The following is a 15,020-nucleotide window of genomic DNA, read 5'->3' as shown; positions in this document are numbered from 1 at the left end:
TCCGTGTCTTGTCAATCGGTAGGTTCGCTCCAAGCGCTTGCTCAAAACCTGAAGTCAGCTGTCAGATAAAACTGACTGGGGCTGTCGTACAGGTTCTCTGACCAGGTCAGTGCCTCGTCGTCCAGTCGATACTGCCAGTTTGCTGCAAGCTCCAGGCTGGTTCGGCCAATATCGAAACGCTTGCCGATTCGCCCATCAAGACGCTCGAAGCGGCGCTCATTGAGCATGTCTGACCCATAATAGATGAGGCTGGTGTCGATGCCGCCACCCCAGCTGCGCAGCCAGGCAGCTGACCCGCTGTTGCGGGCGGTAAGACGCTGGTCAAGGCGATTGCTGGCATAGAAGTCGACATAGGCATAGGTCAGGCGCAGGCGGTCCTGCCCGGTGAGGCGCCAGTCTGTCTGGGCTTCCACGCCGCTGAAGTGAGCGAAACTGCTGTTATCCGGCTCGAAGTTCACTACCTGAAGCGGCTGGCTGATCATGTTGTCGATTTCGTCGTAAAACGCCTTGATGTCGACGTTCAGACCGATCCGGTGGAATGTGCCGTTATACCCCAGCTCCCAAGAGCGCATTTCCTCCTGCTCAAGGTCGCCCGGGCCTTTGGCCAGGGCGTAGTAGCTCTCACCGGTGGTTGGTGCGCCAGTCAGATTGCTGGGCTTATAGGTCCAGTAAGCGTTGTTTTCATACATGTCCGGTGAGCGCACTGCCTCGGAGTAGACAGCTCGCAGGCTGTGGGCCGGGGCGAGAAAGTAGTGCGCGGCCAGACGAGGGGAAAAGGAAAACCCGCTGAGTCGATCCTGTTCGGCCATGGCCCCGGCGTGCAGAAGCCAGTGCTCGCCCAGACGATATTCGAGGTTACCGAACAGCTGGCCAACCGAGTTTTCCACCTTGCCACCGAAGTAGGTTTCGGATTTTGCCTGATCGTAACGCAGGTTGGCCCCGAATACCGTTCGCAGGGCGTCGTTGATCTGCAGGGTGTTCTGAACCTCGGCCTCGTAGCGGGTTTCGCGCAGGTTTTCGTTCAGGTTGAAGCAGGTCGGAGGACCATTACGGATGGCGTTGTGCTGGGCAACGATGCTGTCGACCAGCGGCAGATAGGCCGGGTCCAGATTGTCCCTGTTGACCAGCCAGTTGCTGTAAAAGTCGCGATCTGCCCACACTCCCGCGCGGTTGCGCAGGATGTAGTTCATGCGCCGTGTATAGACATTGCCGATCAGATAGAGCTCACGCATTTCCGGTGAGAAGACGATCGGCGAGTCACATGCCAGCATGTGGCTCAGGCGCTCCATGTGCTGGGCGTAGGTGTTGACCTGAATCTGATGGTTCGGGCTGATGTCGTTTTTCCAGTTCAGCTGGACGAAATAGTCTTTGGCTGAAATATCAGAGTCGGTGCTCTGCTGCAGGTACATCTGCCGGTCGAACTCGTAGCTTGAGTCTATCGGCTCTGCCATCTCGGAGTAATCGTTGGCGCGCTGCTTGGTACCTTCCTTGGCGCCGAGTTGCCAGGTCAGGGTCTGGGTTGCGTTAAGGTTGGTGGTGCCGAGCAGATTTAAGGCGTCCAGCCGGCGCCCGTCGCGGTAGTCCGCGCCATCTTCATCAAAGTCAAAACCGTCATCCTGTTTGCCGAACAGGCTCAGACGAGCGTGCGATCCGGCAAAACTGAAGCCCTGGCTGGCGTAGACGTCGCTGACACCGCGGTTGCCGCGCGTGACTTTGATGCGGCTGCCCTGGCCGAACTCCGGTCGGCTGGACACGATGTTGATCACGCCCATCAGGGCATTGGCGCCATAGGCCGCGGTATTGGGGCCGCGGAACACCTCGATGCGCTCGATATCCTCAATAGCCAGCGGGATATCGGTCCAGTCAACAGTAGCCAGACCCGGGCGATAGACAGAGCGACCGTCTACCAGCACCTGCATGCGCCGGGCTTCGGTGATATTGGTGCCGTGATAATTGACGTTGACTACGTTGCCGCTGTTGTAGCCGACCATCATGCCTGGGACCAGACGCATCAATTCAGGCACATCACGGGCTCCGGATGCGCGAATCAGTTGCTGGTCGATGACCGTCATGCTGCCGGGGACCTCCGCAGCGCTTTGCTTCAGGCGCGTCGCACTGAGTACCGTTGGCAGTTTCACCTCCCCCAGCAGCAGCGCGTCATCCAGCGCTTGAGCATGTAACGGGAGAATGGCACCCAGCAGGGCGATCGGAAGTGTTCGTCTGAAAGCAGGCATAGGTCGCGGCACTGTGCTCTTGTTGGTTTAAGCTCGCTCATATTACCCAGCCATCGCCCTTTTTACACAGCCAAATCGCGCGATCTGACGTGCTCGGCTTATACTGGCGCCAGATTCATTGTTCAAGGATGTTGCATGACCGACCGTAAAGCGCCCGTCTGCGTTCTGGGTGGCGGCAGTTTCGGCACCACGCTGGCCAATTTGATGGCTGCGGAAGGGGTGCCTGTCTCACTTTGGCTGCGCGACCCGAATGTGGCCCGTCAGATTGTTGAAACCCATGAAAATCCGCGCTATCTGCCGGGCTATGTGCTTGACGACAGGTTGCAGGTTACCACCGACATTGAAGCAGCTATCGCTTCGGCGGACCTGGTATTTCTGGCTATCCCGTCCAGTGCGTTCCGCAGTGTGCTGCAGGACATCGGACCTCTGCTCGCCGGCAAACAGGTGGTCAGCACCACCAAGGGCATTGAGCAGCCCGGTTTTCTGATGATGAGTCAGATCGTCGAGCAGGAGGCGCCGCAGGCTCGGGTAGCTGTGCTGTCCGGTCCCAATCTGGCGAAGGAGATGGCGGCCGGAGAACTGACGGCTACCGTGGTGGCCAGTGAGGACGAGCAACTGTGCCGTGATGTGCAGGCGGTACTGGGTGGGCGCAACCTGCGGGTGTACGCCAGCCAGGACCGCTATGGCGTTGAACTGGGCGGCGCGCTGAAGAATGTCTATGCGATCATTGCCGGCATGGCATCGGCGCTCGGCCTGGGGGAAAACACCAAGGCCATGCTGATAACCCGGGCACTGGCCGAAATGACCCGCTTTGCCGTGCATATGGGTGCCAACCCGTTGACCTTCCTTGGTCTGGCGGGGGTGGGTGATCTGATTGTGACCTGCACCTCGCCGCAATCGCGCAACTTCCAGGTGGGCTTTGCCCTGGGCAAGGGCGAAACCCTTGAGCAGGGCGTGGCCCGGCTGGGGCAGGTGGCAGAGGGCGTCAATACCTTGAAGGTGCTGAAACAGAAATCGGAACAGGAGGGCGTCTACATGCCGCTGGTGGCCGGTCTGTACGCCATTGTCTTCGACAACCAGCCGTTGCCTGCCGTAATTGCCAAGCTGATGTCCGCCGAGCAGAAGAGTGATGTCGAGTTCGCTGCCGTGATGTCGACCGCGCCCATCAATCGTGAGGAAAATTCGTGAATTCGTTTATCGATAACCTGTGCAGCGCCGACTTCTGGTTGCGGCTGGTCTATGTGCTGTTTTTTGCTCTCGCCTGGCAGGTCGCCGAAGTGGCGATTGCGGTGATTGCGCTGGTCCAGATTGGCTACCGCCTGTTTACCGGAGCGCCCGACGCCGATTGTGCCGGCTGGGGCGACAGTTTTTCCCAGTATGCCTGGCAGACTGGGCGCTATCTGACTGGCGTGAGCGAGCAGAAACCCTGGCCGTTCAGTGACTGGCCTGCGTCAGGTGCGCGCTGGACTCGGCAGCCGGAGGATGAGGCTGAGTGAGAATCTGGATCATGCGCCACGGCCAGGCTGCGGCGCAGGCTGCCACCGACGCGGAACGTGCGCTGACGGTCGCCGGAGAAGCTGAAGTGCGTCTGATGGCCTCGCTGCTTGAGGGGCAACCATTGGACGGTATTCTCGCCAGCCCTTATGTGCGAGCCCAGCAGACCGCCGCACTGGTCCGCTCGCAGATTGGGTTTGAGCGCGCAATAGCCACCGCACCCTGGCTGACGCCGGATGATGAGCCGAACGACGTGCTGCGCTATCTGGCCGAGCGACCGGAGCAGAACCTGCTGCTGGTCAGTCATCAGCCGCTCGTCAGTCAACTGGTGAGTCTGCTGTGCGAGGGGCATCGCCGTGCCCATGTGCCGATGCCCACCGCCGCATTGGTCTGCATCGAAACCGACTTTGTTGCCGCCGGACTGGGATCACTGGTGCTGCAGCGCACGCCGGCGGAGCAAGGCGCCTGATAAAGACGCTTGTAGGCCACCGCTTGCTGGGATAGTGTTCCCCCATTCGAGTGACGCACCGTCACCGCAATATGACGACATATAACAATAACAATCCTCAAGGGACACGGCATGGGCGCACTGACAACGCAACCAGAGACCGCGCTGGAGTCTTTTTTCCGGCACGAAAGCCTGCGTCCGCGCAGCGACTTCCTTCTCGAGCCCGGGCGCGATGGCCAACTCGTCCGATACAGCTGGGCCGAGGTGGGCGATCAGGCCCGTCGCATTGCCCGCTATCTGCAATCGCTTGACCTGCCTGCGGCCAGCAACATCGGTCTGCTTTCAAAGAACTGCGCGCACTGGATCATCGCCGATCTGGCGATCTGGATGGCAGGGCATGTGTCGGTCCCGCTGCACCCTCACCTGACCCCCGATGCTGCCGGCAAGCTGATCGAGCACGCGGAGTTGCGCGCGCTGTTTATCGGGCCGCTTCCGGCCTGGTCAAAAATCGCCGATGCAGTACCAGACGGGGTTGCCTGTGTGAGCCTGCCAAACGGACCGAAAGGGCAGGGCCTGGCAGGCTGGGAGCAGCTGCTGACAACCTGCGAACCACTTGCCGAGCCGGTTCTTCCGCGTCCGGACCAACTGGCAACAATCATCTATACCTCCGGTACAACCGGCATGCCCAAGGGGGTTATGCTCAGCTTTGCCAGCATGTTTCTGGCGGCGACCAACTACCAGCGGCTTTTCGTGATTTCGGCAACTGACCGCATGCTTTCCTTTCAATCTCTCAGCCACATTGGTGAGCGTCAGTTCATTGAACAGTCGTCGTTGCTGGGCGGGCAGCAGGTGTATTTTGTCGAGTCTGCGGAGACCTTTGTCCGGGATGCCCGCTGTGCCCGGCCAACGCTGCTGTTTGGATCTCCTCGGGTATGGCAGCAATGCATGCGCGCGGTCGAACAGAGCGGGCGTGGGCGCTGGTTGAAGCTGGCTCTGCGCTTGCCTGTTATTGGCCCTTGGCAGGCGCGGCGCGTGCTGGCCTGGCTTGGATTGGACCAGGTTCGTTATGCCGTCAGCGGTGCGGCCCGCCTGGCGCCGGCGGTGCAGCAATGGTTTGCCCGTCTCGGTCTGGTCGTTGTCGAGGGCTATGGCATGACCGAAAACTGCGGCTATTCCCATCTGGGCCGGCCCGGCCGCCCCAAGGCCGGATATATCGGCTTGCCCAATCCCGGTGTCGAGTGCCGACTGGGTGAGCAGGGTGAGATTCTGGTGCGCAGCAAAACGCTGATGATGGGCTACTTCAAGGAGCCGGCGCGTACCGCCGAGGTGCTGGATGAACAGGGCTTCCTGCATACCGGAGATGTTGGTGAGATTGATCAGGAGGGGTTTCTGCGTCTGACCGGACGCGTCAAGGATATCTTCAAAACGTCTCGCGGACGCTACGTGGTGCCGGCACCGATCGAGCAGGTGCTGATGGATCTGCCAGAGGTCGACGAAGCCTGTGTGGTCGGACAGGATTTGCCGCAGCCGCTGGCATTGGTTCGGCTTGGCGACGGGCAATACGAGCGGGCTGATGCCGTCAGGCGCGCGCTGGCAGAGGCTTTGGAACGTCTCAACGCAACACTGGCGAGCAGCGAGCGGTTGGGCTGCGTTGTCGTCGTTGATACCCCCTGGGATGTCGACGGCGGCTTTCGTACGCCAACGCACAAGCTGCGCCGGAACGTGGTGGAAGCCACCTGGCAGGCCCACTTTCACGATTGGCTGGTCAGCGGCCAGAGTGTTGTCTGGCATCAGTCTGAGCAGCGGCAGGAGACGACATGAGCAGTATCTGGAAAACCCCGATTGATCTCGAGCGGCTGAATGCGCCGTCACCCACCATCAACAGCCTGCTGGATATTCGTATCGAAGCTGCCGGCGACGACTGGCTCAGCGCCAGTATGCCGGTGGATGAGCGGACCCATCAGCCCTATGGCATTTTGCATGGCGGTGCCTCGGTAGTGCTGGCCGAGACCGTTGGCAGCATCGCGTCCTATCAGTGCATTGATACCAGCCGCTATTACTGCGTCGGCCTCGATATCAACGCCAATCATCTGCGCGCGGTGCGTTCCGGGCGTGTCACGGCGGTGGCCAAAGCCGTGCATCTGGGGCGAACCACGCATGTCTGGGACATTCGGCTGCATGACGATGCAGGCAATCAAACCTGTATTTCCCGCCTGACCATGGCCATTGTGCCGTTGAAAGCCGAGTAGCACAGGGCAAAAGTGCCAAATATGGGCATGCATTCACGCAGACGTGGGCGCTTGTCCGACGCGGTGCAGGCCGTTAGATTGCGTTCTGCTTAATTCCGCTACGGTCCCGGAGGCCCCCATGCCCATCAGCAGTCACGAAATTCGCTTCTCCCTGCCGCATATTGAAGTCGCCGGCAAGGTCTGGGGAGAGCCCGGCGGCCTGCCGGTGATCGCGCTGCATGGCTGGCTCGATAACGCGGCGACCTTCGATCGCATCGCACCGTCGTTGGAGGGGGTCTATCTGGTTGCGCTGGATCTGCCGGGCCACGGCCTCTCCGGACACATGCCGGCGACCGGCTACAGCCTCTGGCAGCAGGCAGCCACGGTGTTGCAGGTGGCTGAGGATCTGGGCTGGGAGCGCTTTGCCCTGCTTGGGCATTCAATGGGGGCGATTATCAGTGGCGTACTGGCCGGCAGTCTGCCGGACCGCATTATTGCCGCCGCGATGATTGACGGTCTGATGCCGTTTACCTCCGAAGCCGATGACGCTCCGCGGCAGATGGCGCGCTTCTTCAACTCCACGCTGCAGCTGGGCAACAAGCGCAAGCCGGTATACGACAGCGTTGAAAAGGCCGTGTCTGCCCGCGTGCTGGGCGGCACCACGCCGATCTCGAGGGATGCGGCCGCAGCGTTGGTCGAGCGTGGGCTGATGCCCCACGATGGCGGCTGGACCTGGCGTACCGATCCGCAGCTGATGCTGCCGTCGCCGCTGCGCTTTACCCAGCGTCATGCGTCTTCATTCATCGAGAACATCACGGCGCCGACCTGTCTGGTACTCGCCAATCAGGGTGTCATGCACAAACACCCCGAGGTGCTGGCCCGCATTGATGCCTTCGAGCACCTGACCGTGCACCGGGTCGACGGCGGCCACCACCTGCATCTGGAAGAGCCGGCGCCGCAGGTCGCGGCGATTCTGAAAGACTTCTACACAAGCTTGAGCTGACCGCCAGGGCGTCACGCGCTATTCTCTGAGCAGGTTCATTGCGTTGCCGGCTTCTCGGCAACCAGTTCTGTGCGCTACGGCCTGGTGTGCCGGAGCGCGTCTAGGGAGACGCATGGCTTTATTGGTTCGTACTCTGCCGCTGTTGGTAGGTGGCTTCATGTTGGCGGGTGGCTCGGGGGCTCAGGCAGCGCAGGCGCTGGAGCAACTGGTGGTCAGTCCGTTTCCCCATTCCCGGATTGTCAGCGAAGGCCTCTCTGCACAGATCGATCACCCGGTCGTGATCGGCAGTGTAAGGCGCATTAACAACCAGCTGCGCGCTGAACGTGAGATCCGCGTAAGCGGCGAGCTGGCGCAGCTCACCTGGGAGATCACCGACGGTTACCCACCCGAAGATGCCTTTCGCCACGTTCTCGGTCAATTGGTCGAGCAACCCCACACCCTTCTTTACGCCTGCGACGGCCGTGAATGCGGCAGCAGCAGCCTGTGGGCCAATCAGGTTCTGCACAACTCGCAGTTATATGGTCCGGAGGACGGTCAGCGCTACCTGGCACTGCGGCTGGATACCGAACCGCAGCGCTTTGTCTCGCTCTACTCGATTACCCGCGGCAACCGCCGCAGCTATCTGAATCTCGAGCAGACCACGCCGACTGACGCGGTCGAACAGGCGCTGTATCCGACACCTTCGACGCTGCTCAAGGTGCTGCGCTCGGAAGAGCAGCTTACGCTGCCGGCGATGGCCGGAGACGCCGAGCTGATGGCCAGCTGGAGTCGTTTGCTGGTGCGCATGATGCGCCTGGACTCGCTGCTGCGGGTGCAGCTTGATGGCGCCGATGCGCCAGCGCTGGCAGAGACCCTCAAGGCAGCGGGCGTGGCTGCGCAGCGCCTGACCCTGGGCAGCCCGGAACCGGCAGAGGGCGCGATTATCCGGAAGGTACGCTGAGCGTTTCAGCGCTGCCGGCTGGCGGGCTGCAGCAGCAGTCGATCCGGCAAGGCCTGAATCGACAGCCAATCGAACAACTGCGTGCGATAGCGGCCCTCATTGAACATCTCGGCCTGATCGCGTGCGTGATCATCCAGCGGGTTGCCGGCCTGCCCCAGCGGGTTGATGCCCAGGCTGGCATTGGGGTCCGACAGATCAATCAGGCGCCGGGTGGACGGGCCGGCCTTGATGCGGTAATGCTGCTCGCCGCGGTCGAAGGCCATGTTGTTGAGCGTCTCGTTGCCACCATTGACCGCTACCGGTTCGCTGTTCAGATAGCTGCCAAAGGGGAGGCGCTCGGCCAGTGCGTGCTGGTGCTGCAAACTGGCCAGACGTGACCATTGCCACTGCCCGGGCTCCTTGCCAAAGTCGGCAACCAGACCCGCAATTGCGTTCTGCCAGGCGTGCTGAATAGCCGACTGGCGGCCATCAAGGCTTGGCTGCTGGCGGTTATCCCACCAGGGCGAGGTGGGTTTCCAGTACAGGCTGGCGAGGGTCTTCTCAGCCATGAAGGTGTTACGGAAGAAGCTGTAGCGCGGCCCCAGTTCGTCGGCAAACAGCGCCTCCGAGAGCGCATCCTGCCAGCGCTGGAAGATGCTGGCCGCGGCGCTGTCCTGGGCGTAGCGTCCGTCCCAGCTGGCGAGCAGGGCGGCGGCAGCGGCTGCCGGTTCGCGCAGGTCCTCGGGCAATTGCTCGGCGTCAAGCAACGGCAAGGCATCGGCGACCATGCTCAGGGCAACCGGGCGTTGGTCGTCCAGCTGAAAGGCCTTGAAATCCGACAGGTCAAATTGATCCTTGCTCGCCAGCAGCTGCTCCAGCCGCTGGGCGCGATCAGTCGGGGCGTAATAGCCGGGCAGCTTGCGCCGCGGATTGCGTTCCGGGTACGGGTTGTTGGTCGAGAACAGAATCCCGTCGCGCGGGTTGATGATCCGCGGGTTGTTCTCGAAAGGCTGATAGCCGAGGAAATCGTCACGGCCGGAGCCGCCATTGAGCAGCGAAAAGCCGTTGCTGCTCTGCGGCCAGCGTTTCAGTTTGCCGATCGCCCACATGGCAATGTTGTTGTCTACGTCGGCATACAGCAGGTTCAGGCCCGGCGCGCCGTGCAATGCCGCCGCCGCTTCAAACTCGCTCATGCTGGTGGCGCGGGTAAAGCCGTAAAAGGCGCGTGTCGAGTCGCTGTCGGGGTCGAGAAAACTCCAGAACAGGCTGACCGGCTGACGTTCCATACTGCCCGGCAGGTCGTTGATGATGGGGCCGTGGCGGCTGCTGCGAGTGCGGATCAGGCGATCTTCCTGACCCCGAATCTTGATCACTTCCTCATGAACCTTGAGCGGCTCCCAGTGATCAACCGCCCAGACCTGCTCGGGATTATCGGGGTTGGCGCGCTCGCGGTAGAAGTCGACGTCATCGTTCATCAGCATGGTCAGGCCCCAGGCGTGATGACGGGTCTGGCCGAGCAGCGGGAAGGGAATGCCTGCCAGAAAATGGCCATAGACCTCGCTGTCCGGCGTGCGGATGTGGGCCTCGTACCACACTGCCGGAGCGGCGAATCCGATGTGCGGGTCGTTGGCCAGCAGCGGCGCACCGCTGGCACTGTGCTCGGCGTTGACGGCCCAGGCGTTGCTGCCAAGGAACTGGCCGCTCGGGAAGGTACGTTCGACCTGGCTGATCTGCTCCAGCATCGGTGTCAGCAGCTCGATATAGGGCTGACCCGAAGAGCGCACGGGCGGCAACTGGTCCGGCCAGCTGGGCACCAGATCGCGGTAATGGCGCTCGCTCAGAGTACCCCTGATACTGTCGACCAGGGCATCGGTCTTGAAGGCCTCGGCAAAGGAGTAGGCCATGTAGCCCATGGTGTTGGCGATGTCTTCGGTAGTGAAGTAGTCCGGTCGCGTCAGCAGCAGGCGGTACTCGACCGGCATGCCGCCGTGATCGATGTATTGGTTGATGCCGTCCTGGTAGGCGTGAATCAGCCGAACGTGCGGGCTATCCGGCTCGGCGTCCAGGCGCGCCGCATAATCTCGCGCGTGGCGGCTGATGCCGAGTGAGCGGAAGAACCGATCGGTTTCGAATGAGTCGGCACCGAACAGTTCTGCCAGGCGCCCGCCACCGATGCGGCGCAACAGATCCATCTGGAACAGACGGTCCTGCGCGTGCACATAACCCAGCGCTCGGTAGGCATCTTCCTCGTTGGTCGCGTCGATATGCGGCACGCCCCAGGCGTCGTAAAACACCGCTACCGGCCCTTGCAGGCCCTCCAGTTGCAGCTCACCTTCGCGCTTTGCCTGAGCCGAATGCACTATCCAGAGCACCGTCAGTGCAGCTAAGGTCAACAGCACGACAAGACAGATCAGCAATTTCACAGAGCGATTGGTACGAGCGTTCACGATGAGCCTTGTGCAGCAAAAAAGAGTTTCGGCATGATGATCACGCCGGTGGGCTGCGTCAATCAGGTTCAGCCGGGATTGTTAAGGAGTAACAGCAAGATGGCACAGAGAGTCGCCCTGGTTTTGGGCAGCGGCGGTGCGCGGGGCTATGCGCACATTGGCGTGATTGAAGAAATTGAACGCCGGGGTTACGAGATTGCCTGCATTGCAGGCTGTTCGATGGGCGCGGTTGTGGGGGGGATCCATGCTGCCGGCCGGTTGGCCGACTACCGGGACTGGGTCTCCGGGCTGGATTATCTGGATGTGATTCGGTTGCTGGATATCGGCTTCGGCAATCTCGGCGCCATTCGCGGGGAAAGGGTATTTGGCCGTATTCGCGAGATTCTCGGCGAAATGGAGATCGAGGACCTGCGTATCCCGTTTACCGCGGTGGCGACCGACCTGACCAATCAGCAGGAAGTCTGGTTTCAAAGCGGCTGTCTGCATCAGGCGATGCGCGCATCGGCGGCGATTCCCAGCCTGTTCTCGCCGGTGAAGCAGGGCCATCGTGTGCTGGTTGACGGCGGTCTGCTCAACCCGCTGCCGATTGTCCCGGTGGTGTCGGCGCACTGCGATCTGATCATGGCGGTCAACCTCAACTCGATTGAAAGTACCCACTACCGTATGCCGGTCATCGAGCGCCCGGCGCCAATACGTCAGCAATGGGATCAGTGGATGGCGGCAATCAAGCCGTCCTGGCTGGGACGCAGGGTCGACGAGGCCGGTTCTGACGACGATCTCGCGCTGCTGGCGGCCGAAGGTGAAGCGTCGATGGAGCTGGTGCATTCACGCCGTCAGGATACGCGTGCACCGGTGGAGGTGGAGCCACCACCGGGCCCGGCCAGCATGCTCGAGCTGGTCAACCTGTCGTTTGAGGCCATGCAGTCCTCGCTCACCCAATACAAGATTGCCGGCTATCCGCCCGATGTCATCTTCAATGTGCCCAAACGGCTGTGCCGGTTCTTCGAGTTCTACCGTGCGCCGGAGTTGATCGAACTGGGCCGCATGGTCGCCAGTGATACCCTGGACCAGTTCGAGCGCCGCCACTGCTGAGCGGCAGGAAAATAGGCTTGTGCCTCTGTCGCTGCTAGAATCCGCCGATTGAGTTTGATGTCCCGTCGGTGGAGAGCAGCATGACCCAGACCATTCGTTTGACCGAGTACAGCCACGGCGCCGGTTGCGGCTGCAAGATTTCACCCAAGGTGCTGGACGAGATGCTCGCGGTCGGTCAGCCCGGCCCGGCGTTTGAGCGGCTCTGGGTGGGCAATGACAGCCGTGATGACGCTGCCGTATTCGGCCTTGACGCCGAGCAGGGCATTGTCAGCACCACCGATTTCTTCATGCCCATTGTTGATGACCCCTTCGATTTCGGCCGCATTGCAGCGACCAATGCGATCAGCGACATCTATGCCATGGGCGGCACGCCGATGATGGCCATTGCCATTCTGGGCTGGCCGGTCAATCTGCTGCCTGCCGCGGTTGCCGGCGAAGTGCTGGCAGGTGCCCGCCAGGTGTGCGCCGAGGCCGGCATGCCGCTGGCGGGCGGCCACTCGATTGATGCCCCGGAGCCGATCTTTGGCCTGGCCGTGACCGGCCACGTGCTGCGCAGCCAGCTCAAGCGAAACGATCAGGCCAAAGCCGGCGCGCGCCTGTTTCTGACCAAACCGCTGGGCATCGGTATCCTGACCACTGCAGAAAAGCAGAAGAAACTGCGCCCCGAGGATGCCGGCGTAGCCCGCGATCTGATGTGCCAGCTGAACAGCCCGGGCCAGCGTTTTGCCGCACTGGAAGGGGTGCAGGCGATGACCGATGTCACCGGTTTTGGCTTGCTCGGGCACCTGACCGAAATGGCCGAAGGCGCCAACCTCAAGGCGCAGCTGCAGTTTGCCGCCGTACCCAGGCTGCCGGCAGTGGACTACTACCTTGAGCAGGGCTGTGTGCCCGGCGGCACGCTGCGCAATTTCGACAGCTACGGCCACAAGATCGGCGCCCTTGGCGAAGCCCAGAAGCAGTTGCTCTGTGATCCGCAGACCAGTGGCGGGCTGCTGGTCGCGGTTGCGCCTGACGGTGAAGCCGAGTTTCTGGCGCTGGCGGCTGATCTGGGGCTTGAGCTGGGCTGTATTGGTGAGCTGGTCGAGTACGACCAGGGCCCGCGCGTCGAGGTGATCTGATGCGCGACAACACCGAGGATTTTCGCTCACTGTTCCTCAACGATGTGCCGTTGATGGATGTGCGAGCGCCGGTCGAGTTTGATAAAGGAGCCTTTCCCCAGTCGGTCAACCTGCCGCTGATGGTCGACGTGGAGCGGCAGAAAGTCGGCACCATGTATAAGCAGCAGGGCCAGCAGGCCGCCATTGCGCTGGGTCACAGCCTGGTCTGCGGCAAGGTCAAGCAGGCGCGGGTCGACGCCTGGCTGGCGCATGTCAAGGCCAACCCCGAAGGCTACCTGTACTGCTTTCGCGGCGGCCTGCGTTCGCAACTGGTTCAGCAGTGGCTGGCCGACGCCGGCGTGCAGTATCCGCGGGTGGTTGGCGGCTACAAGGCCATGCGCCGCTTTCTGATCGACACCCTGGACGCTGCGGCGCTGGAATGCTCGCCGATTCTGGTGGCCGGCATGACCGGTACCGGCAAGACCGAAGTGATCACTGCGCTGGATAACAGCCTGGATCTGGAAGGGCGCGCCAATCACCGTGGTTCCAGCTTTGGCCGTCATGCCACGCCGCAGCCGGCGCAGATCGATTTTGAAAACCGGCTGGCGATTGACGCCCTCAAGCTGCGCGCCGCCGGCGTAACACAGATCGTGCTGGAAGACGAAGGCCGCATCGTCGGCAGTTGCTCGTTGCCGCTGACGCTCTACCGGGAAATGCAGGAAGCACCGTTGGTCTGGCTGGAAGACAGCTTTGAGAACCGCGTTACCCGTATCCTTGGCGACTATGTAGTCAACATGCTGGCCGAATACCGCGACCAGCAGCCGGACGACCCGGAAGCCGCCTTCGCTGCGTTTGAAACCTATCTGCTGGGCAGCTTGCAGCGCATCTACAAGCGGCTGGGCGGCGACCGCCACAGCGAGCTGAACGCGCTGATGGAAGCGGCGCTGGCCGAGCAGAAGCGCACCGGCGATGTGCATGCCCACCGCGGCTGGATCGAAGGGCTGCTGACCCACTACTACGACCCGATGTACGTCTATCAGCGCGAAAACAAGCGCTCCCGCGTGGTGTTCAGCGGCGATCAGGCGGAGATCGTCGCGTGGTTGCGTGACCAGCATCAGCGCCAGGCATGATGCATGAACAACAGGCCTGACTTTGGTCGAACCGTGACTCGCAGCGTTGCTACTATCCTGCGTGTCCGAGCGCCGGTGGGCGCTCTTCTAGAGTCAGGAGTTAACGTATGAGCATGGAGTTTTCCGGTAAGGTTGTTTTGATCACCGGCGCAGCTGCCGGCATCGGCAAGGCTACCGCTGAGGCCTTCGCCGCCGCAGGCGCGCGGGTCATCGCATCTGATATTGACGCTGAACAGGGCGAAGCCACCGCGCAAGCCATTCGCGCGGCCGGCGGTGATGCGCGCTTTGTTGCCTGCAACGTTGCCGATGCAGAACAGGTCAAAGCGCTGATCGCCGGAATCGAAGCCGACTACGGTCGTCTGGACTGCGCCTTCAACAACGCCGGTATCGAAATCGAGCAGGGCAAGCTGGCCGACGGCGATGAAGCCGTGTTTGACCGCATCATGGACGTCAACGTCAAGGGCGTCTGGCAGTGCATGCGCTTCCAGATTCCGCTGATGCTGAAGAACGGTGGTGGCTCCATCGTCAACACCGCTTCTGTCGCTGCCCTGGGCGCTGCCCCCAAGATGAGCATCTACGCCGCCAGTAAGCACGCAGTGCTGGGCCTGACCCGCTCTGTGGCTGTTGAGTACGCCAAGCAGGGTATTCGCGTCAACGCCGTCTGTCCCGCGGTTATCGACACCGACATGTTCCGCCGCGCCGCTGCCATTGAACCGCGCAAGGCCGAGTTTGCTGCTGCCATGCACCCCGTTGGCCGCATTGGCCGTGCCGAGGAAATCGCGGCTGCCGTGATGTATCTGTGCGGCGAAAACTCCGGCTTCACCACGGGGATCGCGCTGCCGGTTGACGGCGGCAGTACCTGTATCTGACAGACTTGCCCGGCAACTCGACGGCGGCCCTTTTACGGTCGCCGTTTTGGTATGGGCGC

The 15,020-nt window shown here is 61.8% G+C and carries 13 protein-coding genes; 11 read left to right on the top strand and 2 right to left on the bottom strand.

Annotated features, from left to right (window positions below; genetic code table 11):
* Window positions 1-41: 41 nt before the first annotated feature.
* Window positions 42-2,234 (bottom strand): TonB-dependent receptor plug domain-containing protein, encoded by a 2,193-nt coding sequence (locus tag O5O48_RS16045; RefSeq protein ID WP_269687596.1) that lies wholly within the window; start codon window positions 2,232-2,234, stop codon window positions 42-44.
* A 135-nt stretch (window positions 2,235-2,369) separates the two neighbouring features.
* Between O5O48_RS16045 and O5O48_RS16040 the strand changes: the two genes are divergently transcribed.
* From O5O48_RS16040 to O5O48_RS16010, 7 genes are all read left to right on the top strand, one after another.
* On the top strand, window positions 2,370-3,422 hold the full coding sequence (locus O5O48_RS16040; protein WP_269687595.1) for an NAD(P)H-dependent glycerol-3-phosphate dehydrogenase: 1,053 nt from the start codon (window positions 2,370-2,372) through the stop codon (window positions 3,420-3,422).
* Complete coding sequence (locus tag O5O48_RS16035; RefSeq protein WP_228246257.1) at window positions 3,419-3,730, top strand: DUF4389 domain-containing protein; 312 nt, start codon at window positions 3,419-3,421, stop codon at window positions 3,728-3,730. Before O5O48_RS16040 ends, O5O48_RS16035 begins: the two co-directional genes overlap by 4 nt.
* Window positions 3,727-4,197: a phosphohistidine phosphatase SixA gene (gene sixA, locus O5O48_RS16030; RefSeq protein WP_088275259.1), complete on the top strand. Its 471-nt coding sequence runs from the start codon at window positions 3,727-3,729 to the stop codon at window positions 4,195-4,197. Before O5O48_RS16035 ends, sixA begins: the two co-directional genes overlap by 4 nt.
* A gap of 111 nt (window positions 4,198-4,308) precedes the next feature.
* The gene (locus O5O48_RS16025) at window positions 4,309-5,997 is read left to right on the top strand and encodes an AMP-binding protein (protein WP_269687594.1); all 1,689 of its coding nucleotides are present in this window, start codon (window positions 4,309-4,311) and stop codon (window positions 5,995-5,997) included.
* The gene (locus O5O48_RS16020) at window positions 5,994-6,425 is read left to right on the top strand and encodes a hotdog fold thioesterase (RefSeq protein WP_228246260.1); all 432 of its coding nucleotides are present in this window, start codon (window positions 5,994-5,996) and stop codon (window positions 6,423-6,425) included. The genes O5O48_RS16025 and O5O48_RS16020 overlap by 4 nt, the downstream gene beginning before the upstream one ends.
* Window positions 6,426-6,543: 118 nt before the next feature.
* Complete coding sequence (locus tag O5O48_RS16015; protein ID WP_228246261.1) at window positions 6,544-7,407, top strand: alpha/beta fold hydrolase; 864 nt, start codon at window positions 6,544-6,546, stop codon at window positions 7,405-7,407.
* A 112-nt stretch (window positions 7,408-7,519) separates the two neighbouring features.
* The gene (locus tag O5O48_RS16010; protein ID WP_269687593.1) at window positions 7,520-8,347 is read left to right on the top strand and encodes a DUF4892 domain-containing protein; all 828 of its coding nucleotides are present in this window, start codon (window positions 7,520-7,522) and stop codon (window positions 8,345-8,347) included.
* 5 nt (window positions 8,348-8,352) lie between these two features.
* Here O5O48_RS16010 and O5O48_RS16005 read toward each other — a convergent pair whose 3' ends face one another.
* Window positions 8,353-10,725: a penicillin acylase family protein gene (locus O5O48_RS16005; RefSeq protein WP_269687592.1), complete on the bottom strand. Its 2,373-nt coding sequence runs from the start codon at window positions 10,723-10,725 to the stop codon at window positions 8,353-8,355.
* A gap of 147 nt (window positions 10,726-10,872) precedes the next feature.
* Here O5O48_RS16005 and O5O48_RS16000 point away from each other — a divergent pair, with 147 nt between their 5' ends.
* The 4 genes from O5O48_RS16000 to O5O48_RS15985 all read left to right on the top strand — a co-directional run bounded on the left by O5O48_RS16000 (window position 10,873) and on the right by O5O48_RS15985 (window position 14,961).
* Window positions 10,873-11,865 carry a patatin-like phospholipase family protein gene (locus O5O48_RS16000; RefSeq protein ID WP_088275248.1) on the top strand — a complete coding sequence of 331 codons (993 nt, stop codon included), beginning with the start codon at window positions 10,873-10,875 and terminating at the stop codon, window positions 11,863-11,865.
* Window positions 11,866-11,945: 80 nt separating this feature from the next.
* A complete protein-coding gene (gene selD / locus O5O48_RS15995) occupies window positions 11,946-12,983 on the top strand; it encodes a selenide, water dikinase SelD (protein WP_228246264.1) in 1,038 nt (345 codons plus the stop codon).
* Window positions 12,983-14,092, top strand: coding sequence for a tRNA 2-selenouridine(34) synthase MnmH (mnmH, locus tag O5O48_RS15990; protein WP_269687591.1), 1,110 nt, complete (start codon window positions 12,983-12,985; stop codon window positions 14,090-14,092). Before selD ends, mnmH begins: the two co-directional genes overlap by 1 nt.
* Before the next feature lie 107 nt (window positions 14,093-14,199).
* The gene (locus O5O48_RS15985; RefSeq protein ID WP_228246266.1) at window positions 14,200-14,961 is read left to right on the top strand and encodes an SDR family oxidoreductase; all 762 of its coding nucleotides are present in this window, start codon (window positions 14,200-14,202) and stop codon (window positions 14,959-14,961) included.
* The last annotated feature ends 59 nt before the right edge of the window (window positions 14,962-15,020 follow it).

It is taken from the genome of Halopseudomonas sp. MFKK-1, assembly GCF_027474385.1.
GTDB lineage: Bacteria > Pseudomonadota > Gammaproteobacteria > Pseudomonadales > Pseudomonadaceae > Halopseudomonas > Halopseudomonas aestusnigri.
The sequence above is the reverse complement of the archived record's forward strand: the minus strand, read 5'-3'. Positions and strand labels throughout refer to the sequence as shown.

Coding starts and splice junctions, on each gene's coding strand:
- O5O48_RS16045 (WP_269687596.1), bottom strand. CDS start 2,234: ATGCCTGCTTTCAGACGAACACTTCCGATCGCCCTGCTGGGTGCCATT.
- O5O48_RS16040 (WP_269687595.1), top strand. CDS start 2,370: ATGACCGACCGTAAAGCGCCCGTCTGCGTTCTGGGTGGCGGCAGTTTC.
- O5O48_RS16025 (WP_269687594.1), top strand. CDS start 4,309: ATGGGCGCACTGACAACGCAACCAGAGACCGCGCTGGAGTCTTTTTTC.
- O5O48_RS16020 (WP_228246260.1), top strand. CDS start 5,994: ATGAGCAGTATCTGGAAAACCCCGATTGATCTCGAGCGGCTGAATGCG.
- O5O48_RS16015 (WP_228246261.1), top strand. CDS start 6,544: ATGCCCATCAGCAGTCACGAAATTCGCTTCTCCCTGCCGCATATTGAA.
- O5O48_RS16010 (WP_269687593.1), top strand. CDS start 7,520: ATGGCTTTATTGGTTCGTACTCTGCCGCTGTTGGTAGGTGGCTTCATG.
- O5O48_RS16000 (WP_088275248.1), top strand. CDS start 10,873: ATGGCACAGAGAGTCGCCCTGGTTTTGGGCAGCGGCGGTGCGCGGGGC.
- selD (WP_228246264.1), top strand. CDS start 11,946: ATGACCCAGACCATTCGTTTGACCGAGTACAGCCACGGCGCCGGTTGC.
- mnmH (WP_269687591.1), top strand. CDS start 12,983: ATGCGCGACAACACCGAGGATTTTCGCTCACTGTTCCTCAACGATGTG.
- O5O48_RS15985 (WP_228246266.1), top strand. CDS start 14,200: ATGAGCATGGAGTTTTCCGGTAAGGTTGTTTTGATCACCGGCGCAGCT.